The sequence below is a fragment of the Vibrio sp. A2-1 genome, from assembly GCF_021728355.1.
Classification (GTDB): domain Bacteria; phylum Pseudomonadota; class Gammaproteobacteria; order Enterobacterales; family Vibrionaceae; genus Vibrio; species Vibrio splendidus_K.
In genome coordinates this window covers 215,873-239,998 of record NZ_JAKKCO010000003.1, presented here as the reverse complement: position 1 = coordinate 239,998, position 24,126 = coordinate 215,873, and the positions used below count along the sequence as shown (strand labels likewise).

Annotated in this window: 19 protein-coding genes; 12 read left to right on the top strand and 7 right to left on the bottom strand. The window is 43.9% G+C overall.

Annotated elements, in window-relative coordinates:
- The first annotated feature begins 122 nt into the window (after positions 1–122).
- Both L3V33_RS12450 and L3V33_RS12445 read left to right on the top strand, forming a co-directional pair.
- Positions 123–1,052 (top strand): LysR family transcriptional regulator, encoded by a 930-nt coding sequence (locus L3V33_RS12450; RefSeq protein ID WP_237290500.1) that lies wholly within the window; start codon positions 123–125, stop codon positions 1,050–1,052.
- Between the two features lie 172 nt (positions 1,053–1,224).
- Positions 1,225–3,270 (top strand): TonB-dependent receptor, encoded by a 2,046-nt coding sequence (locus tag L3V33_RS12445; protein ID WP_237290499.1) that lies wholly within the window; start codon positions 1,225–1,227, stop codon positions 3,268–3,270.
- 132 nt (positions 3,271–3,402) lie between these two features.
- Here L3V33_RS12445 and L3V33_RS12440 read toward each other — a convergent pair whose 3' ends face one another.
- Together L3V33_RS12440 and L3V33_RS12435 are read right to left on the bottom strand one after the other, a co-directional pair.
- On the bottom strand, positions 3,403–4,158 hold the full coding sequence (locus L3V33_RS12440; protein WP_267136858.1) for a class I SAM-dependent methyltransferase: 756 nt from the start codon (positions 4,156–4,158) through the stop codon (positions 3,403–3,405).
- A gap of 266 nt (positions 4,159–4,424) precedes the next feature.
- Entirely contained in the window at positions 4,425–5,720 is a 1,296-nt protein-coding gene (locus L3V33_RS12435; protein WP_171327232.1) for a GGDEF domain-containing protein, read from the bottom strand.
- A gap of 274 nt (positions 5,721–5,994) precedes the next feature.
- Between L3V33_RS12435 and L3V33_RS12430 the strand changes: the two genes are divergently transcribed.
- Complete coding sequence (locus tag L3V33_RS12430; protein WP_237290498.1) at positions 5,995–6,519, top strand: GNAT family N-acetyltransferase; 525 nt, start codon at positions 5,995–5,997, stop codon at positions 6,517–6,519.
- Positions 6,520–6,701: 182 nt separating this feature from the next.
- On the opposite strand, the gene L3V33_RS12425 is transcribed toward L3V33_RS12430, so the two are convergent.
- On the bottom strand, positions 6,702–8,420 hold the full coding sequence (locus L3V33_RS12425) for a S8 family peptidase (protein WP_237290497.1): 1,719 nt from the start codon (positions 8,418–8,420) through the stop codon (positions 6,702–6,704).
- A 504-nt stretch (positions 8,421–8,924) separates the two neighbouring features.
- On the opposite strand from L3V33_RS12425, the gene L3V33_RS12420 reads away from it, so the two are divergent.
- The 7 genes from L3V33_RS12420 to L3V33_RS12390 all read left to right on the top strand — a co-directional run bounded on the left by L3V33_RS12420 (position 8,925) and on the right by L3V33_RS12390 (position 17,999).
- The gene (locus L3V33_RS12420; protein WP_114633473.1) at positions 8,925–9,521 is read left to right on the top strand and encodes a LysE/ArgO family amino acid transporter; all 597 of its coding nucleotides are present in this window, start codon (positions 8,925–8,927) and stop codon (positions 9,519–9,521) included.
- Between the two features lie 188 nt (positions 9,522–9,709).
- Complete coding sequence (locus L3V33_RS12415; protein WP_171316245.1) at positions 9,710–10,366, top strand: glutathione S-transferase family protein; 657 nt, start codon at positions 9,710–9,712, stop codon at positions 10,364–10,366.
- Between the two features lie 508 nt (positions 10,367–10,874).
- Positions 10,875–11,447 carry a porin family protein gene (locus L3V33_RS12410; RefSeq protein ID WP_065205291.1) on the top strand — a complete coding sequence of 191 codons (573 nt, stop codon included), beginning with the start codon at positions 10,875–10,877 and terminating at the stop codon, positions 11,445–11,447.
- Between the two features lie 213 nt (positions 11,448–11,660).
- Positions 11,661–12,914, top strand: coding sequence for an exonuclease subunit SbcD (gene sbcD, locus L3V33_RS12405; RefSeq protein ID WP_237290496.1), 1,254 nt, complete (start codon positions 11,661–11,663; stop codon positions 12,912–12,914).
- 5 nt (positions 12,915–12,919) lie between these two features.
- Complete coding sequence (locus tag L3V33_RS12400) at positions 12,920–16,636, top strand: AAA family ATPase (protein ID WP_237290495.1); 3,717 nt, start codon at positions 12,920–12,922, stop codon at positions 16,634–16,636.
- A gap of 241 nt (positions 16,637–16,877) precedes the next feature.
- Entirely contained in the window at positions 16,878–17,021 is a 144-nt protein-coding gene (locus tag L3V33_RS12395; RefSeq protein WP_017078065.1) for a DUF2256 domain-containing protein, read from the top strand.
- A gap of 93 nt (positions 17,022–17,114) precedes the next feature.
- The gene (locus L3V33_RS12390; protein ID WP_029221996.1) at positions 17,115–17,999 is read left to right on the top strand and encodes a PA4780 family RIO1-like protein kinase; all 885 of its coding nucleotides are present in this window, start codon (positions 17,115–17,117) and stop codon (positions 17,997–17,999) included.
- Between the two features lie 165 nt (positions 18,000–18,164).
- On the opposite strand, the gene L3V33_RS12385 is transcribed toward L3V33_RS12390, so the two are convergent.
- The 4 genes from L3V33_RS12385 to L3V33_RS12370 form a co-directional block, all read right to left on the bottom strand.
- Complete coding sequence (locus tag L3V33_RS12385) at positions 18,165–18,905, bottom strand: SDR family oxidoreductase (protein ID WP_237290494.1); 741 nt, start codon at positions 18,903–18,905, stop codon at positions 18,165–18,167.
- Complete coding sequence (locus L3V33_RS12380) at positions 18,905–20,464, bottom strand: cryptochrome/photolyase family protein (protein WP_237290493.1); 1,560 nt, start codon at positions 20,462–20,464, stop codon at positions 18,905–18,907. Before L3V33_RS12380 ends, L3V33_RS12385 begins: the two co-directional genes overlap by 1 nt.
- Positions 20,461–21,879: a DASH family cryptochrome gene (locus tag L3V33_RS12375; RefSeq protein ID WP_237290492.1), complete on the bottom strand. Its 1,419-nt coding sequence runs from the start codon at positions 21,877–21,879 to the stop codon at positions 20,461–20,463. Before L3V33_RS12375 ends, L3V33_RS12380 begins: the two co-directional genes overlap by 4 nt.
- A gap of 274 nt (positions 21,880–22,153) precedes the next feature.
- Positions 22,154–22,576, bottom strand: a complete 423-nt coding sequence (locus L3V33_RS12370) for a universal stress protein (protein ID WP_054546383.1) — start codon at positions 22,574–22,576, stop codon at positions 22,154–22,156.
- 243 nt (positions 22,577–22,819) lie between these two features.
- Here L3V33_RS12370 and L3V33_RS12365 point away from each other — a divergent pair, with 243 nt between their 5' ends.
- Positions 22,820–23,950, top strand: coding sequence for a PcfJ domain-containing protein (locus tag L3V33_RS12365; RefSeq protein ID WP_237290491.1), 1,131 nt, complete (start codon positions 22,820–22,822; stop codon positions 23,948–23,950).
- Positions 23,951–23,975: 25 nt separating this feature from the next.
- A complete protein-coding gene (locus L3V33_RS23175) occupies positions 23,976–24,110 on the top strand; it encodes a hypothetical protein (RefSeq protein WP_261875693.1) in 135 nt (44 codons plus the stop codon).
- The last annotated feature ends 16 nt before the right edge of the window (positions 24,111–24,126 follow it).

Here is a 24,126-nt window from a genome sequence, read left to right as displayed (position 1 = left end):
AACCTCAAACTCGGTTCTGCATTTTGCTCTAGATCAAAATAAGAGTGATTATCAATTGTATTAATGAGGTGGTAGATGCACTATGCGCACACTGAATTTTCTCTGTTGTGAATATTTGCATAATGAATCTTGCCCAAGTTGACCTAAACCTACTCGTTATTCTTAAACACCTTCTTGAAGAGAAGCACGTTTCCAACACGGCGTTGGCGTTGGATATGAGCCAACCTACGGTGAGCCGATCTCTGCAAAAACTTCGCACTGTGTTCAACGATGATTTGTTGGTGCGAGCTGCTTATGGCTATGAATTGACCCCGAAAGCAGAGGTCATCAAGCAAGACCTCAACTCTGTGCTTACGCGCCTTGAGAAACTGGTTCACGGAGACGTGTTTGAACCACAAACGAGTGATAGTACGGTTCGTTTTTTTGGTTTGGTTCCTCAGGTTTCACACCTTTTGCCAAAAGTAGTGGCACAAATTCGTCAGCAAGCGCCGAATATGGTTGTCGATATCGACTCGATTCCTAAACGACACTTTGAGCCTCTGTTATCCGGTGATGCGCACTTTGTGTTGTCGACGCATGAGCCATTAAGTTCTGAACAAAACCTGTATCGAATGTTCGTAGTCAGTCGCGATTATCGGTTATTAATGAGCAAAGACCACCCTCTGGCGGATAAAGAGATCACCGTTGATGACTTGTTGAATAGCCAACTTGGTCAAATCTCACTGCAAGGGGATAAGAAGCTCTCGATTGAAAGTCGATTTAAAGATCTTGGTTTAATTGATAAGCAGCGCCAACTCTCGATCCCAATTCAGTTGTCCAACTTCAATATTGCTGCGGATATTGCGGAGACGACCGACATCATCTTTCACTTGCCGACACCATTTGCGACACAAGCTGCCAATCAACGAGATTTAATTTGTAAACGCGTTCCCAAAGCGATCAGAAGCCCATCAGAAGATGTTTATCTCTATTGGCATAAACGTTTCCATAATGACCCTATGTGTCGTTGGGTTCGTGATTTATTTAAAGAGATATACACCAAATCTATCTAGGTGGTGAATGCTATTGAGGTCATGCTATTAAAATGAATATGTATTGGTTTTATTATTTGAAAGTTGAATAGCGAGAATCAATTTTTGGCATGAAACTTTCGTTGATAAGAATGGTACCAGGTTGTTTAATGCAAACCATTATCATTACCAATCACATATAAGAATGAATATCATGTCTGAGAGATCTCTTTTGATTCGCAAACCTCTTTTGGTTCGTAAACCCCTTTCGATCGCAGTCGCTGTTATTTGTACCTCACTTTCGGCTAACGTGTTGGCGCAAGAAGAAGCGCAAGCAACAGATGAGCAAATGGTTGTTACGGCAACTCGTACTGAAATGGCACTAAAACAAGCGCCGGCTTCAATGTCAGTGATCACCGCTCAAGACATTGAAGACAGCCCTGGTATTACCTTGGCTGACATCGTTGCAGAATCAACTAGTGTCGAATCTGACTTTGATAGCACACGTGCTGGGCGTCAGATGATTTCTATTCGTGGTATGGATTCAGATTACACGCTTATCATGGTGAATGGCCGTCGTCTAAGCTCGGCGAGTGCCATCATCCGAGGTAACGACTTCGACCTATCGACCATTCCTGCTGATTCAATTGAACGTGTTGAAATTATCCGCGGCCCAATGTCTGCACTTTATGGTTCAGATGGCATGGGTGGCACAATCAACATCATCACCAAGGCACCTGAAAATGATTGGAGTTCAACACTAAGTATGGACACGTCTTCACCGTTAGATGGTGATGGCGGTGAAGAGTACTCAATGGGCTTCACGACCTCTGGTGCTCTAATTGAAGACGAATTGTTTGCTCGCTTATCTGTTAACCAAACTAGCCGTGATGCTTGGCAACCCTATTCTGGTACACATAGCTCTGGTTACGACCGCTCAGATGTTACGGCTTTAGAAGAACGAGACACACTAAGTTTACTCGCAAGCCTGACTTGGAATGCGACAGACAACCAAACGATCGACTTTGATTTTGGTTACAGTGACGACGAACGTGAATCATCTGCAGAAAACGTATCGTCTGTGATCGAGTCTGACACACGAGTAGTGCGTCAGAGCCAAGCGATTACCCACAGTGGCTTTTGGAGCTGGGGTGATACACAAGTTCGCTACTCACGCGAAAACGTGACTGACAACGACGCTGCGGATTCTGATACTAACTACAGCAGTGACGTAGAAGAGTTAACTCAAATAGCAGAAGCATCAGCGACGACTTATCTTGGTGAGAATCATACCGTAACGTTTGGTATGGACTATCAGTTGAGCGAATTAACCAACAAAGAAAACTTGGTCAATGGCACATCAGAAGCGTATCAAGGTGCGTTATTTGTTCAAGATCAATGGCTGATGACTGAGCAACTAACAGCAACCATCGGTGGTCGTTTAGATAAGCACGAATTGTACGGTGAAGAGTTCAGTCCTCGCGTGTATTTGGTGCACCAAGCAACGAATGACCTGATCATTAAGGGTGGCGTGGGTAAAGCATTTAAAGCACCAACATTGACTCAAAACCAAGCCGACTACACAGTTAACAGTTGTAAAGGTGCTTGTGATTTATATGGCAATGAAGAGCTGAAGCCTGAAACGAGCTGGAACTATGAGATTGCAGCGATATACAGCCAACCTCGTTGGAACGTTGAAGGTGCCTTGTTCCGCAATGAAATCAACGACCTTATTGATCGTGATGAAACCTACTGCGAGAATGGCGGAATGTTTGAATCGGGTAAAGGGTGTGCCGATAGTTCTAGCTCAACTGGCTATGTGAAAGGCAAACGTACTTATACCAATGTGTCTGAGGCTGTGGTTCAAGGTGCTGAGCTTACTGGTCAATTCCAAATAACGGATGAATGGGGCGTATCTGGTAACTACACGTTCTTAGACACTGAAGATAAGTCTACTGGTGAAGAACTGCTTGAGCGTTACAAGCACTCGGGTTTAGTTAAACTGAACTGGAACCCAACTTACGACCTGAACACCTTTGTTAGTGCGCGTTACCGAGGTGAGCGTAATATCGAAACTGATTTGACCCAAGAAGCATACACTACGCTAAATATTGGTGGGGTATACAACATTAATGATTCGGTTAGAGTACGCGCAGGCATTACTAACTTGACTGACGAAGCGGTATCACAAGAGCTAGAGAGCATGGGTTATGTTGAAGAGCCACGTACTTACTACGTAGGTATGACTGCGGACTTCTGATCGAGAGTTCGAACTCCGATAGCTTGATACAAAAGAACCCACACTGGCTGGATGCTCGATAAAGAGTACGGCGAGTGTGGGTTCTTTTTTGTCTGTGTTTGAATCTGGCCAATTCGTTTTGTATCGACTTACCTAGATTTTTACACAAGCGATCAGAGCATTACCTGATTTGGTATCCCAAGGCAGCAGTTTGTCATAATCGTGCTCAAAAATATGAACCTCAAAGTAGGGCTTCAATATCTCGATCAACTCCTTAAACGAGAATGCTACCATTGGGTGTTCATCATTCCAAACTTGTGTCTCACCAGCTGTTGTCTTTTCGATACTGAGTTTTAACGCCTGCTTGTCACCCTTGCCAGAGTAATACCAGCCTGAGCTGAACGTGAAATCATTTTGTTCAAGATTAGTGGTGTGTCGAACAAACAGATCATTGCTGATCTTGTCTTTATCCACCACATTAAAACAGAAAATCCCTTCTGATTTTAAAGCGCGATATACGCTCTCAACACATTCTTTTAGCTTCTCGAAGCCATCGTTGTAATGGATTGAGTATAAGAAGCAGGTGATCAAATCCAGAGGTTCTGCCACTTCAAAACTACTCATGTTTTGCACCGAGAAATTGGCTTCGGGGCAGCGAACCTGAGCGATATCTAGCATTGGCGCGTTGAGATCGAGTCCATTGCTTTGGTAACCAAAATCGATAAAGTGACGAACGTGTGGACCAGTGCCACAAGCTAAGTCGAGGTGAGTCTTTCCACCATTTCCGAAAATTTGATGTAGCCTACGTACGCAGTTACTTTGCGCTTGATAGTCAATATCAACACACATTAAATCGTAGTAACCGGATAGGTCGGTATAAAGTGCGTTGGAAGAAATAGTAGCTGACATATTGGCGGACATAAGTGCCTACAGCGTTAGCTGATATAATGAGGGTGGCGCATCATATACCGAAATGTCGAAATCGCAATCAAATATTCGATCAAGTTATGTGCTTTAATTCTCGGTGGCTGTACCTTAATTATGTGCGGCTGTGCTCAATTTGTACGGTTAGCCGACTCATTTAGCGTTAGCTTAAAAGGCGTTGGATTATGAAAGAGAGCCGGTGGGTTATGCAGGAGAGCCAGGGGAACATGAAGGAGAGCAGGGAACTGCGATCAAGCTAGTGCTTCATAGCAAACCACATCATCGTTGATCGATACTTGATTTTTACCATTCGCTTTCGCACGATATAGTGCATCATCGGTAACACGAATAAGTATATCAATGGTGTTGGCAGAGTGGCACAAGCACTGGTTGGTAACGCCAATACTCACGCTCGCTGTAAAAGCGCGGCGATTAATACCAAAGAAGGTATGTTGATTGAAGGTGTGGCAGATTCGTTCGCTGATGATTTTGGTATGGGCCGATTTCGCTTTTGGAATGAACACAATAAACTCCTCGCCACCCCAACGTCCAACTACGCCACCTAACAACTCAATGTGAGTTTTAATGGTGTCTGCTAAGTGCTTAATCACCGTGTCACCCACGGTATGCCCAAATCGATCGTTAACCGATTTGAAGTCATCAATATCAATCAACAGACATGACATCTCCATATGCTGATTAACCGGCTTCTTGAGCCAATCGTAAATAGCACGGCGATTGAACACATGCGTTAAGTCATCATGCATCGCACGATGCAGCAACTCCCTTTCTAGTAATACTTTATCGGTGACTTCTTCAAGGATCACTTGTATCGCGTCTTCACCTTCCCAGTTAATCACGTTGTCATAGAGGTTGAAGTATTTGTGGGTGCCATCAAAGCATTGGTTAGACACCACGGAACTAAAGTTGGGTGTATTGCCATTGAGAATGTTCTCGCAGCGTCTGATGGCCGTTGAACGCTGATCTTCAGGTACGATGGGTAGGATAGAGTCCATCGCAAGCACTTGCTCTATTGAGTCTGCACCTTGTTGTTCTACCCATGCTTGGTTGACCATTAAAGGTTTGAAGTTTCTATGGATCAGGATCCCTTGTTTCGATGTATTAAGTAGCGTGCGATACATGCGATCCGTTTCGTTACGTTTGCGCTGAGCTTCGACTACGGATGTGATGTCGATGATAGTGACTTGGAGGGCGGGTTTACTATTGAGTTCAATAATGTGTGATAGGCAAAAGATAGAGATGTTGCGGCCATTGGCTGGAATATCGGTGTACAACTTTCCTTTTTTTAGTTTTCCTTTTATGGCCTCTAAGTAACGTTTCTTGGCTAACTCTTGGTAACTGTCAGGAACTAACGCATAAACAAATTCAACGTTCAATAACAGCTCTTCACGGGTTAGGTAACCAAAGATCTGAGCGATTTCGTTGTCGACATCAATAATTCGGTGATTTTGCAGTGTCATGCGCCCTTGCGCAGAATCGAAGTTCTGGCAGGGTGTCGTGGTGGTTAAATCTAATTGAATGCTCATATCGACCTGGCTACTTATTCGTTAAATTGAAACAGGTGTTGTTCCTCGGCGTAGTGACCACACAGGCATTGTGGAACACTTTTATGAAGAGACTAGATAAGAAAAATATGCTATCTAGGTAAGGTCAGTATGGCATTTATAATTTCATGATTAATCGGTAATTTTACTGATTCAAACCGAGTTCTTGAAAAGAAAACAATCAGGAAATCAAGCCAGTAATTAAAGCCAAATCACTCAAGCTAAATAAGCGAACTAAACAAGGAGAGTTGAGGTAATGAAACCAGAAATAAAAGCACAGGATTCAATGGGAAACGGAACAGTATTGGAAAGCTGCACATCAATAGAAATTAAGCTTGATGACTTGTCGGGTGGGGAGGTCGTTGAATTGCTTGAAGAGCACCTTGCTGACATGTATGCCACGTCACCGGCTGAAAGCGTTCATGCATTGGATCTGGATGGGCTCAAGTCGCCAGAAATTACCTTTTTCAGCGCTTGGAAAGACAGCCAATTGCTTGGGTGTGTTGCCATTAAAGAGCTAAATACCCAACATGCTGAACTGAAATCGATGAGAACCTCACAGTTTGCTCGAAAGTTAGGTGTTGCAAGCCAACTGTTACAGCATGTAATAGACACAGCAACCGTTCGCCAGTATCGACAAATCAGTTTAGAGACAGGCTCAGAAGATTACTTTAAGCCAGCGCGTAACCTGTATGAAAAGTTTGGCTTTGGATACTGCGAACCCTTTGCTGACTATGTGTTGGACCCGCACAGCCAGTTCATGAGTATTGAGTTGCGTTAGATGCGGTCGAAATTGTAGATCGAAGTAAAAGAAAGATTCCTTATCACGTTCGTTCCTCACTGTAGGGAATGACGGGCGGGGTGTATCTCGATGACTTATACTTCTATTTTGCTGTTGTGAAAACAAAAAGGTTGCTCTGAGCAACCTTTTTTCTTTATGAATCAATAGATAAACTGAAAGCGTTAGCGTGTTTCTAGTTCAGCAAATATCGCTTCTGCATCCACAACGCTGCCTGAGATAGAAAGGGTACGGAAAGGAACCAAATCTTCTGGGCTTGATGGCTTTTTAACAAGCAGCTCTGGGTAGATTTTTGATTCACCCATTAACATCGCCTTTAGCTCTTTGACCGATAAATCAGGATAGCGCGACCACACCAACGCAGCGACGCCAGAAACGACAGGCGCAGCCATACTTGTGCCACTTTTCGAACCGTAAGTATTCCCCGGTGTGGTTGACAGAATTCGATATCCCGGTGCAAATACATCAACCGATTTCTGACCGAAATTACTGAAGCTTGCGACCAAGGTTTCGTCTGCGTATTTCGCTGATGCGCCCACATCTAACCACGTTGAAATAGCCTTCGAGCGGTAGTGTTTAGCGTAGCGGTTTGGAAAGCTTGGTTTGATGTCGTTATCGTTGCGGCTGTTACCCGCAGAGTGAACGATCAATACGCCTTTACGAGCGGCATAACGGAACGCGTGGTCGACGATGTATTTACGTGGCGAGTAGCTTTTTCCGAAGCTCATGTTAATGATCTTCGCACCATTATCGACGGCATAGCGCACTGCGTTAGCAATGTCTTTGTCTCGCTCATCGCCATTTGGCACCATGCGTACCGCCATGATTTGGGCATGATCCGCGACACCTTCAATACCAATAAAATTGCCGCGTTCAGCAGCGATGATTCCAGCAACGTGTGTACCGTGCGAACCGACAGGGCCTTTTACATCGTTGTTGCCGTAGCCTTTTTCCCAAGGGTTAGAAATGTCATCCCATACAATATCGCCACGCGTATCAAGATCTAAGTTAAGGTGGAAATCTAGAGAGTCTTGATAACGGCTACGACGTGATTCTAGATATTCAAATGAATACCATGAATCAAACACACTCAAAAGCCCTTCAGCTGCAGTTACAATGCTCGGGTTTTCGTCATTCAATAGCGGTTGCAATCCGTTTACGGTGAAGTCTTTGTGATCGGTGAGCTCAAGGATTTCTGCTTTGTACTCATTGGCTTGTTCAGTTGCTGTCGTTACGCGATTCAATGCATCTTGGTCATCTTTTAGAGACGACAAGTAATCGGATTCAACACCTTGATAGTACTTACGTTTCTTACGCGGAATCCAATGTCCATTTTCTTTTAACTCGAGGTACTTTTTGTATTCTCTGGTGACCTCTAATGTATCTTGATCAACGTTAATACCTAACGAGTTACCCAGAAAGTTCCAGCCGTGGACATCATCGATGTACCCATTGCCGTCATCGTCGATACCATTGCCTGGGATTTCGTTTTCGTTGGTCCAAAGTTTGTTTTTGAGGTCTTCATGCTCAACGTCGACACCCGAATCAAGAACGGCAACGATAACGGGCTGTGGCATAAGAGGGGGCATTAGGTAGTCGTATACCACATCAGACCCCACGCCCTGAAGTCTTGTGTAGCTCGCCGATAAGTTAAACCAATCGCCGCGTTGTTCATCGGCGTTACTCATCATTCTCATAGAGAAGAACGAAGGTTGAATGGTTTCTCGTGAGTAATCCTCAACAATCGTGCCTTTTATATCTTGAATAAAAGGTGAGTTGATGGGTTGTGGCTCTGGGCTACTTTTGTTCAGAGTCGTAGCTGATACGTGGGTTGAAGCCATAATAGCTAGGGCTATAGTGGTAAGTCTTTGTCCGTGATTCATCTGTGGTGCATCCTTATCATTGTGCGACTAAATAGTTATGCGACTAGCACTGACTTCTTCGAAACGAAGTGTAGAAAACACGCAGTAAGTCAGTTAAGTGAGAGGGAAATACCCACTCAAAACGCAGTTAAAAGGTAATATGCAATCAGACTTGTATCATTCGCTTGGTCAATGAAATGGTAGGAAGATCTCACTGTGATCGATTTTTAATTCTCAAAGTTTGAGCTAAATTCTATTAATAAAAGCAATATTTATAAAATAAAGATTTAAATTAAAGATGTTTAAAATCAATTGATTGGATTGTTAATTATTGTATCGGAGGGTAGGGTAACTCGTTCCGAGTAGAGTCGAAGTATGCGTCTGCTCCTCGTCTTTTGGTTACTCTAATGGCCAAAAATACACGAAACGTGTCATTGATAAACAACAGAGTCACTTGTTAACAATCTGATTAATTGGCAGTATTGTGTCAATTATTACCGTCACTACTTTTACAGATCTTTTTCCATGACGACTTATTTTGCTGGTTTCTCTCTGGGGCTTTCGCTGATTCTTGCGATTGGCTCTCAAAATGCGTTTGTTTTAAAGCAAGGGCTTAAGAACCAACACGTATTGGCAATTTGCGCTGTATGTGCGATTTCTGATGCCTTACTCATTAGCTTTGGTGTGACGGGCTTTGGCGCAATCGTTAAGCAGTTCCCACAAATTGAGCAGTTCGCCCGTTATGGTGGGGCTATCTTTTTGGGTGTCTATTCATTCTTAAGCTTCCGTTCAGCATTTACTGAAAACCACGCCTTAGAAGCCACTGCTGAAACCAAAGACTCGCTAACTAAAGCGATTGCGATGTGTTTGGCATTCACTTGGCTTAATCCGCATGTGTATTTGGATACTGTGGTATTGCTGGGTTCTATCTCAACACAATATCAACCTAACCAAATGTTGTTTGGCGCTGGTGCAGTATCGGCGTCGTTTGTGTTCTTCTTTTCACTTGGATATGGAGCACGCTTTTTGGCTCCAATGTTTAAGAACCCGAGATCGTGGAAGGTGTTGGAGTTTGTCGTTGGCGTGATCATGGCATCTATTGCAATATCTTTGATCGTCTAGTTACTCGTAATTAGGCATTCAAATATATTATCTAAAGTTCCCACTTAAAGTGACGACTTAAAATGACTGTCTTTAGTTGCCTTTGTATTTAATTATTTCCACAAAAATGGAATTATTTTTCGTCTTTCGGTTTTGGCGTTCGTCTTAGGGGTACAAATACAAATTAATGACCTAATTCGGAGTCAACCATGATTAAACTTGTTAGCTTTAAAAACTGCCCATTCGTTCAACGTGTAATGGGTGCTTTAGTAATGAAAAATGTCCCATTTGAAATTGAATACATTGAGCTAAACAATAAGCCTCAATGGTTCCTAGATATTTCGCCAAACGGACAAGTGCCGGTATTGATTACAGAAAATGACACGGTTCTGTTTGAGTCTGATGCAATTGTTGAATACCTAGACGATAAATATGCGCCGATAGAAGAGGTGTCTACCGAGCAAAAAGCACTAGACCGTGCTTGGTCTTATCAGGCAAGCAAACATTACATGCCACAATGCGGAACGATGGGAAGTAAAGATAAAGAAACCTTTGAGACGCGTTTAGCGAATCTTCAAAAATCCTTCCAAAAGGCCGAGAACAAGCTGGGTGACAGCGACTTCTTCAAAGGCGATGACATCTCCAACGTCGACATCGCTTGGCTACCCCTGTTACATCGAGCGTCAGTAATCAAAGAGGGCTCAGGCTTTGATATGCTTGAAGGCTTCCCGAAAGTACAGAAGTGGCAAGCGGCGCTGATTGAATCTGGCTTGACCGATAAAACCGTTCCTGCGGACTTTATTGAGAAGTTCAGCGGCTTCTACTTAACGAATAACTATTTGGCTAGTCTCGTTGACGCTCATTAATAATATGAATTAAATTGTAATATATTTTAATAGCAGGTTGTTCTAAATAAATGTCCTCCAAAAATAAAACTCATTCTTCCCTTTATATCTTTTATTGGGAAAAGAGAGAAACAGGATGAGTTTTTATATTTAGGCGTGAAGATTCAGGTTGTTTTTGAGAACGAGTGACAATTTGGCTAGTACGGTAACGACATGATTATAATGAACTTAATGTTGATGATGCTCAGGTTTACTATCAGGTTTATACGTATTTTAGTACTCGTTACTTCTCAGGAAATACATCTGTCTCATAAATAAGACTAGATTAAATATCTATGATTGTTCGTTTGATGACCTAAAAATCTTGTGGTACTTTCTCATTCGCTCCGTAAATGAACAGTGTTTTATTATTTATTAGGGGCTGCTTATTTAATTTATTTTAAACAGTAACGCAACAGGTGAAATAGTGTCGGAAGCTATTGGCGGTTGATCAACGTTGCTGTAGGACAGACAAAAAAAGGGTATTTTCATGCTTAAATCATCATTTCTATTGGGCCTAGTTGGCTTAGTTTCACTTCCTACATTTGCTGCTGGTATTGAGGGGGGTCCATACATTGGCGCCGGCCTTGGTGTGTATCAAGACTCAGACACTGACGGCGCAGGTAATTTAGATGCTGAAAGCATGGGATATAGCCTTTACGGTGGTTACCAATTTAACCGCATTGTAGGTATCGAACTTGGTTACACGGATTATGCTGACTATGAATCATTTGGAACGAAGGTGTTTTCGCCAACATCGCTTTCTGTTGCAGCAAACCTTGGCTACACCTTCGATAACTCAATTCGTCCATTTGTACTAGCGGGCTTGAGCTACGTAGATTTGAACTCAAACAACGCTAGCTCTTTTGATGATGATTCTGGTGCCGGCTTTCATTTCGGTATTGGTGTTGAATACACGCCAGTAGAAAACCTAACATTACGTTTGATATCACAAGCAGACGCAGTAAACATCGAATTCTTCGATAGAACAACGGGTAATCGATTGGAAAGCCGTGATGTAGCCTTTAGCACAGTAACTCTGGGTGCTTCATACAATTTCTAATGGCTTCTGTTAAATAGCTTAAAGCTAAAGCTATGGACACCCAAAACCGCTCTAACGTTGAGCGGTTTTTTTATGTCAAAAATAACGATTGCTCACGCTGTGGGCGGAGTTGGTCCAAAGCCTGAAATTAGTTGGTTTTCACAAGCTTATAAAAGGGAATTATGTCGACTATTTTGGTAGATTAAAGGTATTACAGACTTCCAGTGAGCAGCAATGAAGATTCTTCACACGTCCGATTGGCACCTTGGCCAAAACTTCTACAATAAAAGCCGTAAGAATGAACATGAACGGTTTTTACAATGGTTACTTGAGCAAGTTACAGAGCACGACATCGATGCGATCATTGTTGCTGGCGACATTTTCGATACCAGTACACCGCCGAGTTACGCTCGTGAGATGTATAACAAGTTTGTGGTCGATTCGAACAAGATCGGCTGCCAATTGGTGTTGTTAGGTGGAAATCATGACTCGGTGTCTGTGTTGAAGGAGACACAGCAATTACTGAAGTACATGGGCGCAGACGTAATTCCGAACACCAACGAAGATCATGCGACTCAGGTTGTTGAACTACAAGGCAAGAACGGCAAAGTAGAAGCGCTGGTTTGTGCTATTCCTTTTATTCGTCCTCGCGATGTGTTGACCAGTCAGGCAGGTGTCACAGGCGTTGAGCGTCAGAAGCAACTCGGCGATGCAATCAAACAGCACTACCAAAGTGTTTATGATGCCGCTGTAGAAAAACGTGCGACGTTTGAAAACAGCGAGCACATGCCGATTATCGCTACTGGTCATTTAACGGCGATGGGTGTTCAACAATCGGATTCGGTGCGTGACATTTATGTCGGCAACCTTGATGGTTTTGCCGCTGATGGCTTCCCAGACGCAGACTATATTGCACTTGGTCATATCCACCGCCCACAAGTGGTGGCAAAGCGTGAATACATTCGTTACTGCGGCTCACCAATACCATTAAGCTTTGATGAACTTAAATCTCAAAAGCAGGTATGTGTGGTTGAGTTTGTTGAGGGCGAGCGAACCATTTCTCAATTGCCAGTTCCAACGTTTCAGCCTCTAGCTGAAATCAAAGGCGACTTGAGTGAAATCGAATCTCAACTGAATCAATATGTAGGCTTAGATAGCGAACAAAGCGTTTGGTTATCGATAGAAGTGCAAGCGCAAGATTACTTGTCGGATCTTCAAGAACGTATGCGCGCACTAACCGAAGGTTTGAATGTGGAAGTGCTTCAATTGCGCCGCGCAAGAGAACGTCGCAATCAGGCATTAGAGCAAGAATCAGCAGAAACCTTATCTGAACTGAGCCCGATGGACGTTTTTAGCAAGCGTATTGCCTTAGAAGAGTTTGAAACCGATTCTGAAAAAGCGCGTTTAGAGCGAATGACGGTGAAGTTTAAACAAGTGATGGTTGAAGTGTCTGAAAGCGCTCAAACACCAAACAAAGTAGAAGAGTAACCAGTATGAAGATTTTAAGCCTAGAATTTGAAAACCTGAACTCTTTGAAAGGACGTTGGAAGCTCGATTTTACCCAATCGCCGTTTGCGGAAAATGGCTTGTTTGCGATTACTGGCCCAACAGGGGCGGGTAAAACCACCATTCTTGATGCGATTTGTTTGGCATTGTTCCACCGCACGCCGCGTTTGAAAAGTATCGCCAAAGGCAACAACGAATTAATGACGCGTGGCACGGGTGAGTGTTTTGCTGAACTGGAGTTTGAAGTACAGGGCAAAACGTATCGCTCTAACTTCCACCAAAAGCGAGCGCGTGGAAAACACGATGGCGCATTACAAACACCAACGTGCGAATTTGCCGATGCGGACACCGACAAAGTCTTAGAAACCATGCTGACCAAGAAGACCAAGTTGGTCGAGCAGGTAACAGGTCTCGATTTCTCTCGTTTCACCAAATCCATCATGTTGTCTCAGGGTGAGTTTGCGGCGTTCTTAAATGCCAATGCGAACGACCGTGCAGAGCTACTTGAGGAGCTGACGGGAACAGAAGTTTATAGCCTGATTTCCGAACGCATCTACGACCATTTCAAGTCTAGTGAAGAGTCGCTTAATCACCTGAAAGCAAAAGCTGAGGGTGTGAGTTTGCTGTCTGAAGAGCAAATCCAAGAGCTAACCGCAGATCGAGAAACGTTAGAAGTCGAGCAGAAGCGTTTGTCTGAGCAGTTAAAAGAGTGGCAAGCTCACCTTAGCTGGTGGAAAGACGTGACTAAAGCTGAGCAAATTATTGCGACCAGTGAGCACGATCTTAAAACCACTCAAGATGGACTAGACCATAACCAACCTTCACTAGAGCGTTTGGCAAACAGTGAGCCGGCTGAAAAGCTGCGCCCAATGCACAAAGATTTAAAGCGTTGCGAACAAGAGGTGAACACTACTCAAGCTCACTTAGATAACAGCACTAAGTTACTTGCTGTTCGTGATGCGGAAAAGCAAGACGCGAAAACTCAACTGACTCAAAGCAGTGACGCTGTTCAGAAGATAAAAACCGAACAACAAGATCAAGAGAAGATCATTGAACAGGTTCGTCCTCTAGATAACCAAATTGCTGTACTCAAAGATAAGCAAACTGCGGCTGTTAATGCAGCGAATACGCTAAACGAGCAACACACGCAGCAGCGTAATCAACAGGTCAATTTAGTTCAAAAAACTGATGCACTGAAGCAACAATATCAACTCAGCACTGAGTACTTAAATACACATCAAGCTGACCAACATCTGGAAAAATACCTAGGTCAATGGCAAGCAAAGGTAGAGCAAGTTCGTACTCTAGAGCGTCAGCATGCAGAACAGTTAAACTCAGCGAAGCAAACTTTGTCAGCGGTTGATACTCAGCAAACGATCATCAAATCTGCGCAACAAGCTAAAGCAACGCAAGACAAAACTTTAATTGAATTGGTTGTGCTAGAGAGTCGTGCAAAGCAACAGTGGGAAGCATTGCAAGGCAACACCAGTGAACAAGTATTGAATGCGCAAAAAGATCTGTTGGAGTTTTGGAATCGCAATACGCACTCATTACTTGAGATTAATCGTGGTTTCCTAAATGCCCAACAACAGCTGCACGTTAAAACACAAACACATCAAACTAACACTCAGTTGGTCGACAAGCTTTCGAAAGAGCGTGAAGTGTTGGTGGAGCGATATAAAGAGAAAGAGACTTCGCTTGAGCGATTAACGCGTTTGATTGATCAAGAAGGCGAGTTGGCGAAATACAGAGCAGCTTTAGAATCTGGATCTGAGTGCCCATTGTGTGGTTCGACAGACCATTCGATTGAACAGTCGCAAGACATTGCAAACTTGGTTGCTCAACAAGAGCGTGAAAAGCATGAGTTAGTGATCATCAAGAAAGACGGTCAAGAGCATCGTCAGCAGTTGGATTCTCTTGCTCCGATGATTACTGCGCTCAACGATGATATTCAACGTGCACATGCCGATACTCAACAAGCTCAATTAAATTGGCAAGGCATTGTTGGCAAGCTTCAACAGGGCTTATCGGATTTCGTTGGTACGACTCCTGAACTGGCTCTACTTACGATTAACGATTTAGGTAATGAAGTTACGGTGACGACCTTTGTTCAGCAGTGTGAGTTTCAACTAATTCAGAACTCGCAGCAACTCAAAGCGTTGGCTGATGCTAAAGCGCATTACGCCGAAGCTGAGAAACAACGCCTGTCTGTAAGTGTTATGGCTGACAAAGCGCAATCTAACCTTGAACTGGCCGAGCAACGCTTAGCGGATTTGAATAAGCAAAACCAAGTCGTAAACGAGCAAGTGACTCAGATAACTCAAGCGAAAGATCAACAATGGAGCTCTTTAAAAGAGAGCATTGTTCAAACGGCTATCGAAGCGCCTGAACTTGAGCATATTGATGATTGGTTTACTGCGAAATCGCAAGCATCAAGCACATGGCAGCAAACTAAACAGCAACAGGCCGATATTGAGAAGCAACTGATTACTCAAAATGCCGAATTGAAAACCTTAGATGACAAGCTAAGTAGCGCAGAGAAAGAGATCGCGACACTGACGCAAGAGAGTGAGTCTTTAGTGTTAGAGCTGACTCGTATTAGTGCTGAAAGGGCAGAGTTGTTTGGTGACAAAGACATTCAAGCCACCAGCAATGCGATGAAGCAAAAAGTCACTGAAGCGGTGAATGCATTTGATGCAGCGCAGTTAGTGCTTAACCGCTGCGAACTGGAACATCGAACTGAGCAAACCAAACACATTAGCTTCTCTGAAGAGTTGGCCAGCAAGCAGTCAAGTTACACACAAGTGTCGAATGCTTGGTTAGAAGCGCTTAAAACGAGCCCATTCGAAGGTGAGGCTGATTTTGAAGCAGCATTGTTGGATGAAGAGGTTAGAACTCAACTTCAAAGCCTGAAAAAGTCTTTAGACGAAGCGATTGTCAGTGCACAAGCTAGGTTGAACACTGCCAAAACGACGCAAGTGGAGCTACAAAACCACGAAAATGCTAAAGCATGGCAAGAGCAAGACCAACAGCAAGTTGAAGAAGCGACTACTGAATGCCAAAACGCACAACAAAGCCATGCGACAAAGATCGGCGCGATTTCGGCCAATCTTGAAACGGATAGCCAGAACCGCAGTAATCAACAAGATCTGTTCAAGCAGATCGACGAGCATCAGGTCGAGTTTGATGATATCTCACGTCTGAATTCACTTATTGGTTCTAAGAACGGCGACAAGTTCCGTAAGTTTGCTCAAGGTTTAACACTGGAAAACTTGGTGTACTTGGCGAACAAGCAGCTACAGCGTTTGCATGGTCGTTACGAGCTAAAACGTAAAGCCGATGATGGCTTAGAACTGCAAGTGCTTGATACATGGCAGGGCGATGTGATGCGTGACACCAAAACCTTGTCCGGTGGCGAAAGCTTCTTAGTGAGCCTGGCGTTGGCATTAGCGCTTTCTGATCTTGTGAGTTACAAAACCAGTATTGATTCATTGTTCTTGGATGAAGGCTTCGGCACGTTGGATAGCGACACATTGGACATTGCTTTAAACGCGCTCGATAACTTGAATGCATCTGGCAAGATGATTGGCGTCATCAGTCACGTTGAAGCATTGAAAGAGCGAGTGCCTGTTCAGCTTAAAGTAACAAAACACTCCGGCTTAGGTGTGAGTGAGATGGAGAAGCAGTACAAGGTTGTTGCTTAGCTTCTAGCCATATTCATTAGCGCAGAAATAGAGGTAGAGCTAGACCAAGCAGATCCCCGACTCAGTCGTTCCTCCTTCTCGAGGATGACGGAGTTTCGGGGCTGTTATCAATCACTCCGCCGTCACGTTCTGCAGTAAAGAATGATTAGAGTAACTGCCGCTATTCCCTAAAGTGAGGAACGAACGTAATAGGGAATTTCTAGTAAACACGGGACGTGGACTCATCAAAAAGGATACGGCCATGCACAAGAAGCCCCATTTACCAACTAAGACATGTCCTATTTGCCAAAAGCCTTTCTCATGGCGTAAAAAGTGGCAGCGCTGTTGGGATGACGTGATCTACTGTTCTGAACGTTGTCGTCGTCATAAGCCAACTTTGGCGTAATTTCTGTTCGTTTTTAGAACACGTTAATAGTTTCGTCATTCATTTCTTAAGTTAATATTTCTATCTGTAAGACAACTAATGTATAAAGGCGGCATGAAGATACCTAAAAGAATACAGCCCTTAGTTGACGATGGTTTAGTCGACGAGGTGACAAGCCAATTAATGAGTGGCAAAGAAGCATCAGTGTACATCGTACGCTGCGGCGATACGATCCGTTGTGCCAAGGTATATAAGGAAATAAGCCAGCGCAGCTTTAAAAAAGCAACGGCGTATCGTGAAGGACGAAAAGTACGAAACAGCCGCCGTGCCAGAGCGATGGAAAAAGGCTCAGGATTTGGACGTGAGCAACAAGAGAAAGTGTGGCAAAGCGCCGAAGTGGATGCCTTGTATAAACTGGCAGAAGCGGGTGTTCGTGTGCCAGTCCCTTATGGCTGTTTTGATGGCGTGCTGCTTATGGAGCTAGTCACTGATGATGACGGTTATGTCGCTCCAAGATTGAACGATGTTGTGATGCCGCCAGAACAAGCAATTGAAGATCATGCAGTGATGATGACTTACGTGGTTAAAATGCTTTGCGTTGGTTTGATCCATGGTGACTTGTCTGAGTTCAACGTATTGGTTGATGAATACGGCCCTGTGATTATCGATCTACCGCAAGCGGTCGACGCTTCGGCTAATAACAACGCCGAGTGGATGTTGGCTCGTGACATCAATAACATCCGTGATTATTACGCTCAGTTTGCCCCTGAATTGGCGAAAACCGAGTATGCCAAGGAAATGTGGGCTTTATACGAGAAAGGCGACTTAAAGCCAGACAGCAAGCTGACGGGCGAGTTTACAGAAACTGACGATTTGGCAGACATCGAAGCCATTATGCAAGAGATAGACGCTGCGCGAATTGAAGAACAACACCGACGCGAGCGTGTTAAAGAAGAAAAAGAAGGTGTGGACGACAGCAAGTTCAATTGGGCTGAGTAGTCGTAATGATCCGTTTTGATCTTTCGTTAAACATCAGCCATATCTTCTTAAATAATTGATGCATTCATTCTAAAAATAACCCAACAGAGTAACACTCGTTGGGTTTTCTTTTTTAGCACTCATCAAATTTTACCATTCATCAAAGCCAGCGATTGGTATTCCTCACTACCAGTTTAACTGCTCACCATCGTAAGCGTAGAAGTGCCCACTTTTGTCCGGTGTGGCAGTGCGAATGATATCGACCAATTGATGGGCGACATAGCTCGACTCAAACAACTTACCTTCAGGGACATTGGTTTGAAAAGGCTTAGATAGAGCGGTGTCGGTTGTACCAGGGTGGAGCGCTAACACGGTGCCTTTCTTTATGGTACGTTGCCATTCAATCGACATGGTTTTGATAAACATATTGAGTGCCGCTTTCGATGACCGATAGCTATACCAACCACCTAAGCGGTTATCTGAAATACTGCCGACTTTGGCCGATACCACTGCAAATTTTGGATTGTCACTGGCTTTGAGAATCGGCGTGAAGTGTTTCGCCAGTAACAAGCTAGGCAGGGTGTTTACCGAGATATTTTTCAGGAAGAATTCTGGGTCGATAGAGGACAAATTCTTTTCTGGGCCGAGCTCTGGTGTGTGAAGCATACCCACGCAGTTTATCAACCAGTCCAATTTTTCAAACTGTTTGCTGAGTTGCTCAATATCAGCTTCATTGGTTGCATCGACTTGGTGCCAGTTTAAGCGACTGTTTTCTAGTTCTGGCTGTTGAGAGTGATAAGTCGCGTCGACATGTACATCGAGAAAATCAAAGCGAGACAGCTCAGACAGTAGGTGCTTAACCACGGCGAAACCAATACCGCCGCTGCCACCAATGACCAATATGTGTAATCTGAGTTGTTCCACCATTATAAGTTCTCCAAGTTAGTCAGTCGTTGTTCTGCGGTGTCGAGTATCGCTTGTTGGTCTTGCTCATCCATATTGTCCCAAGAGCGATAAAGCATCCCCATTCGAGGGTTGCGATTTAAGGCCTCGCGATGTTTGTTCATGAAGCGCCAGTACAAGCTGTTGAATGGACAAGAACTCTCTCCACTGCGCTCTTTAATTTGGTAATGACAGCCTTTGCAGTAATCACTCATGCGATTAATGTAAGAACCGCTGGCAGAGTATGGTTTGGTTCCGACGATCCCGCCATCGGCAAAAAGTGCCATACCTCGCGTATTCGGCATTTCGACCCACTCAATCGCATCAACATAAATACCAAGGTACCAACTGTCGACTTGCTCCGGAGCAATGCCCGTAATTAAGCAGAAGTTACCGGTGATCATAAGCCTTTGAATGTGGTGCGCATAAGCAAACTCGAGGGATTGATCAATCGCGTGCTTCATGCAATTCATCTTGGTTTGTCCATCCCAAAAGTAATGAGGCAACTGACGGTCTGCTGCGTAGTGGTTTTTGTTTGCGTAAGCAGGCATGTTCGCCCAATAAACGCCACGTATGTATTCTCTCCAACCTAGAATTTGGCGTACGAACCCTTCAACTTGTGCAATATCGATAGTGGGTGCGTTTGGTTTAGAAGAAGCCTGATAAGCCGAAAGTGCTGCGTCAATCACTTCTTGGGGACTTAGCAGTTTACTGTTCAACGAAAAGGAGAGGCGACTGTGGTACAAACTCCATTTCGAATCGTGCTCGGTCGTCATTGCATCTTGAAACTGACCAAACAGTGGCAAACAGACTTGGCAGAAGTGAGCAAGCAGAGACAGGCTTTGCGCTCGATTGACTGGCCATAATAACTGATCGCCAACTTCACCAATGGTTTGAACTTGATGATGCTCGATGCGTTCTAAAATCGCAGAAATGTCGTTGGCAAACATTAATGGTTGCGGCAGGTTCTCGATGTCTTGCTTCTTTAGCTTCTTACGATTGTTTGCATCGTAATTCCATTTTCCGCCAACCGGTTTACCATCGTCGAGCAGGATGTCGAAACGCTTTCTCATTCGACGATAGAAGTGTTCCATCATGATGTGTTTGTCTTTAGGAAACTGGGTTTCAATCTCGTCAAACGGAAACAGGAAGTGCTCGGAATCGCTACAGCCTTTGGTTACTCCAGTTAACTTCAGCTTTGCCAGTTGTTGGAGAAGTCGATATTCATCTGGCCGTTGGTATTCAAATTTTTCAGCAGCAAACTCGTGTACATAGTGTTGCAATAGAGCATCGAGATTTTCAAATTGAGTCGTGTCATCCAGAGTTAGGTGGAGTACCTGATGACCTTGTTGTTTGAGTTCGTCGGCAAAGTAGCCTATCGCAGAGAAAAAAGCGGCCACCTTTTGGATGTGCGATGCAACGTAGTCAGTCTCTTGCTTAAGTTCGGCAATGATATAAATGACGTCGTCATCAACTTGTTGAAACCAAGAGTGCTGGATATTGAGTTGGTCGCCTAAGACAAGGCGCACGGTTTTGAAGTTCATAACACATCCTGATTGTTAGTTAAGACAGGTTCTTTGCTGCTCGCATTCCACTTGTTGATAAACGCATGGTCTGGATCGTACATATCCGTTTGCTTACCCAAATCAAAATGTCGTGATTTAGATTTAGATTTAGATTTGGTTTTAGGTTTAGGTTGCTTAGCATTATTTTGCTTTTTGGCTTGAGTGTTTACCTGAGAGTTCAGTGCTCCGGCTATATACGCCCAATTGCCCCAGTTTGATGCCGCGTCATAGTCGATAAGTTGGCTCTCAAAATACGCTGCGCCGTGTCGCCAGTCGATCCCTAGTTCGTAGATCAAACAGCTGGCTGCTAGTTGCCTTCCGCGATTAGACATGTAGCCTGTTTCGTTAAGTTGGCGCATACACGCATCGACAATCGGGTAGTTGGTATTGCCACTTTTCCATTTAGCGAAATCGCGGTTCGACGTTGCCGCGGGGTTAGGGCTGTAGAGTTCACGGTTTGAAGAATCACCGAATAACGACGAGCCCAGTGATAAGCACTTCCAATAGAAATATTCGCGCCATAACAACTCAAAGTAGATCCAATAGGTCGAATCGTTACTGCCATGTTCGGCTTCGAACTGTTTCAAATGGCGATAAATCGTTTTAGGCGAAACGCAACCGAGCGCTAACCACGGCGAGAACTTGGTTGAGTTTTCGATGCCGTCAAATGCGTTTCGAGTCTGCTTGTAGTTAAGGGCGTAATCATGTGAAAAGTAGTTTTCTAAATGCGCTAGTCCTGCGTCTTCTCCACCCAAATAATCGCTTGTTACTCCGATTTCATCATTTGCTGAACTAAATAGTGGGATTGTCGATATTGGTTCGGGTGTCGCTATTGGTGTCACTGCTGGTGGAAGGCGTGAAATAACCGTCTCACTCTCATTAACGTCCAAGTGTTCGACTAGCTTTCTAAACTTGGTAAACGAGCTTGGGACTTTTGATAATTCAAATGGTAGCTCATGTGAGTCAAACAAGGTCGAGTGATGTGGTAAACACATTACTAAGTTAGGGGACTGTCTTTGTATTGACCGAGTCAATTGTCGCTCGTCGTAGCCGCAATGTGCGTTAGCGAAAAAGTGAGTGACGTGTTGAGTAGCGATGATTTGGCTGAGTGTTTTCTCAGCAGAGCCTGGCTCTATATGGTTACTGTGAATTACGACAAGTTGCTGCCCAAGCTTCACTAAATTTGATTCTAGATTAGCTATCGATTGTGAAATAAAAGCCTGGCGATGTGCGCCATAACTTTGCTCTTGCGCTAAATCAGCAGAGAAATGAACTAAAGTGGGTTCGACAATCACGCAAATGAGTTTATCGACGCTCTGCGCGGCGTAATGGAGCAATTGATTGTCGTTGATTCTTAAGTCGTTCGTAAAAAGATAGAGACCAATCTTTTTCATTGCTTGCACTCGTGATTTGTTAGTTATTAGACGGTTACGAGTGGATGAGCAAACAAGATCACAAATGATTACGCCGAATGGGTAATGGTTGAATTTGGGGAAAGAAGAGGATTGAGGAGGGAATAGAAGCCAACCAATAATACCGATAGAGGCTGGCGATTGAAGCTTGGCTTTATTAGCCCAAACAGCTATTTTTTAAGAGCGACAGTCTTTAGGAGCAGACAGTCCATAGAAACTCTAGTCCGTAGAAGCAGTCAGTCTTTAGGAACGAGCTCTAGTCCATAGGAACGACGAGTATGTCGACAGGAGAAGAGTCTATCAATTGCTTCGAGTGCGAGATGATCTTATGCCAAAAATCATGATGGTGACCACAGAGCATCAGGTCAATGTTGTGCGCTTTTACGGTGTCTTTGAGCTTGTCATTCAAATCACCCGTACCCACAAAGATGTGCTGAACCGGCTGTTTAGCGTAAGCCTCAAACTCTCTTAGTTGTTTTATGGCATCTTCATTGACAGGTAGGTCATTCTCATTTTCTTGAATATCAACGAGTTCTGGGTAGATTTCTCCGTGAGTACCGTCGATATAAACAAATGAAAGTTCCGTTTCTAGTTTGTTCGCGAAGAAGGTTGCTCTATCAATGAGTATTTTCGAGTCATCAGACATTTCAAGTGCGACCAGAATATGTCGGTATTCCATAATTAAAGCCTCTTGTTATTAGTGATGTTACAAGCATAGTTTCTCTCTAAGTAAATGATATCGAAGAGGTCTCATATTGCGTAAAATCATCATTCAAAGATCTTCTAAGTACTCTCGTATTTATATCGCTTTGATTGATAAGAAATTTACAAAAGGTTGTTATAGTGAAGTGAGTTCGATCTTTACGCTTTTTGCTATTAGATAAGCTCGATAGTCCAACTCGTCAATAACCAAGAGGCATCAATGACAGCATTACTCACCATCCCAACTCGAACATTAGGCTTTGACTACGATATTGAGATCCGCGATTGGTCGCAAAAACTTGTCGGTTTTCACGTATTTGAAGATGGTAGACGACCGCTCGATGGTGGTATTGGCTTGAGCTTAAACCTCGTTGAGCAGTTTGATGTGAATGGTCGTTGGTTAGATTCATTGCCAGCTCGTTATCGTGAGATCACCGATGATTTCCCAGAGTATCAATACCAGATGTTGTGGCTCGCGGCGAATACTTATGAAGCTGCTCAACTGCTTGAGTTAAGACCGGTTATCTTGGCGTTAATCTGCATGAAACACAGTGTCGATAACAAGAAAGCATTGGAACTGAGTCGCCTAGGGCAGAAGAGAATCTTAACCAAACTGGGCTTAGACGGCAGTAAAGCCACACTCAAATTTATCGATAAGCTAGAGCTTCATTACAACGTCGGTGATGAGCTTGACCACATTGTGCGAATTCTCGAACCCCTGCAAAGACGTGTTCTTAAATTCAAGCATTACTCCAAAGTTGGCTACACAGCGCTTCGTTTGGACCAAGTTCATCCATTTCTAACCGGCAGTCGATTGGGCATTGCGATGGTGGAAGAGGGTAGGCTTAATGCGCCTTCAAAAATGGCGATGTTCCAAGATGCGATATTGTTAGGACTAGATTTGGAGATGGATGATCCATTACGCGCTATTACCAGTCAAAATTCCTTTGCTATGTTTGAGCAACTGCATGATAGATGGACAGAACAGCGTCAGTTACGCCGTCTAGAAGGAAATCGGCCTGTGGACATGGACATCCCTTATCCAGTTCCTTTACTCGGTAACGACAATATTCATCCGCTGACTGATTACTACGACCTTGAACAAGAGGGTGTGGAACAAAAACATTGTATTGGCGTCTATCACAATCGAATCATGAGCGACCGCTATGTAGTGTTTCGAATGCTTAAGCCTCAGCGCTTAACCATTGGCCTACGCCGTGTTCCAAGCAAAGCTTTTCCGTTTGAGATTGACCAGATCTGTGGGAAACGAAATGCACCGCCATCTGAGTCTGCTCGCCAAGTCATTCACGATTGGCTAGAACTGAGTAAGCAAAAGTATCCTAAACAATAGCCGTTGCAGTAGAAGGAACAACAGGATGTATCAACAAGGCGATTTATGCCCGCATTGTGGTTTGATTATTGTCATGCCAACAGATTTGCAAGCCGAATGCTTAGGGTGTGGTGAAGAGATCAATCAAGACCCTGCAGACGATTACGACGAAGAAGAGTAACTTTATCTACACTGAT

Coding starts and splice junctions, on each gene's coding strand:
- L3V33_RS12385 (WP_237290494.1), bottom strand. CDS start 18,905: ATGGTGGAACAACTCAGATTACACATATTGGTCATTGGTGGCAGCGGC.
- L3V33_RS12425 (WP_237290497.1), bottom strand. CDS start 8,420: ATGAATCACGGACAAAGACTTACCACTATAGCCCTAGCTATTATGGCT.
- L3V33_RS12380 (WP_237290493.1), bottom strand. CDS start 20,464: ATGAACTTCAAAACCGTGCGCCTTGTCTTAGGCGACCAACTCAATATC.
- L3V33_RS12420 (WP_114633473.1), top strand. CDS start 8,925: ATGACGACTTATTTTGCTGGTTTCTCTCTGGGGCTTTCGCTGATTCTT.
- L3V33_RS12395 (WP_017078065.1), top strand. CDS start 16,878: ATGCACAAGAAGCCCCATTTACCAACTAAGACATGTCCTATTTGCCAA.
- L3V33_RS12410 (WP_065205291.1), top strand. CDS start 10,875: ATGCTTAAATCATCATTTCTATTGGGCCTAGTTGGCTTAGTTTCACTT.
- L3V33_RS12445 (WP_237290499.1), top strand. CDS start 1,225: ATGTCTGAGAGATCTCTTTTGATTCGCAAACCTCTTTTGGTTCGTAAA.
- L3V33_RS12415 (WP_171316245.1), top strand. CDS start 9,710: ATGATTAAACTTGTTAGCTTTAAAAACTGCCCATTCGTTCAACGTGTA.
- L3V33_RS23175 (WP_261875693.1), top strand. CDS start 23,976: ATGTATCAACAAGGCGATTTATGCCCGCATTGTGGTTTGATTATTGTC.
- L3V33_RS12450 (WP_237290500.1), top strand. CDS start 123: ATGAATCTTGCCCAAGTTGACCTAAACCTACTCGTTATTCTTAAACAC.
- L3V33_RS12400 (WP_237290495.1), top strand. CDS start 12,920: ATGAAGATTTTAAGCCTAGAATTTGAAAACCTGAACTCTTTGAAAGGA.
- L3V33_RS12365 (WP_237290491.1), top strand. CDS start 22,820: ATGACAGCATTACTCACCATCCCAACTCGAACATTAGGCTTTGACTAC.
- L3V33_RS12390 (WP_029221996.1), top strand. CDS start 17,115: ATGAAGATACCTAAAAGAATACAGCCCTTAGTTGACGATGGTTTAGTC.
- L3V33_RS12370 (WP_054546383.1), bottom strand. CDS start 22,576: ATGGAATACCGACATATTCTGGTCGCACTTGAAATGTCTGATGACTCG.
- L3V33_RS12375 (WP_237290492.1), bottom strand. CDS start 21,879: ATGAAAAAGATTGGTCTCTATCTTTTTACGAACGACTTAAGAATCAAC.
- L3V33_RS12430 (WP_237290498.1), top strand. CDS start 5,995: ATGAAACCAGAAATAAAAGCACAGGATTCAATGGGAAACGGAACAGTA.
- L3V33_RS12435 (WP_171327232.1), bottom strand. CDS start 5,720: ATGAGCATTCAATTAGATTTAACCACCACGACACCCTGCCAGAACTTC.
- L3V33_RS12440 (WP_267136858.1), bottom strand. CDS start 4,158: ATGTCAGCTACTATTTCTTCCAACGCACTTTATACCGACCTATCCGGT.
- sbcD (WP_237290496.1), top strand. CDS start 11,661: ATGAAGATTCTTCACACGTCCGATTGGCACCTTGGCCAAAACTTCTAC.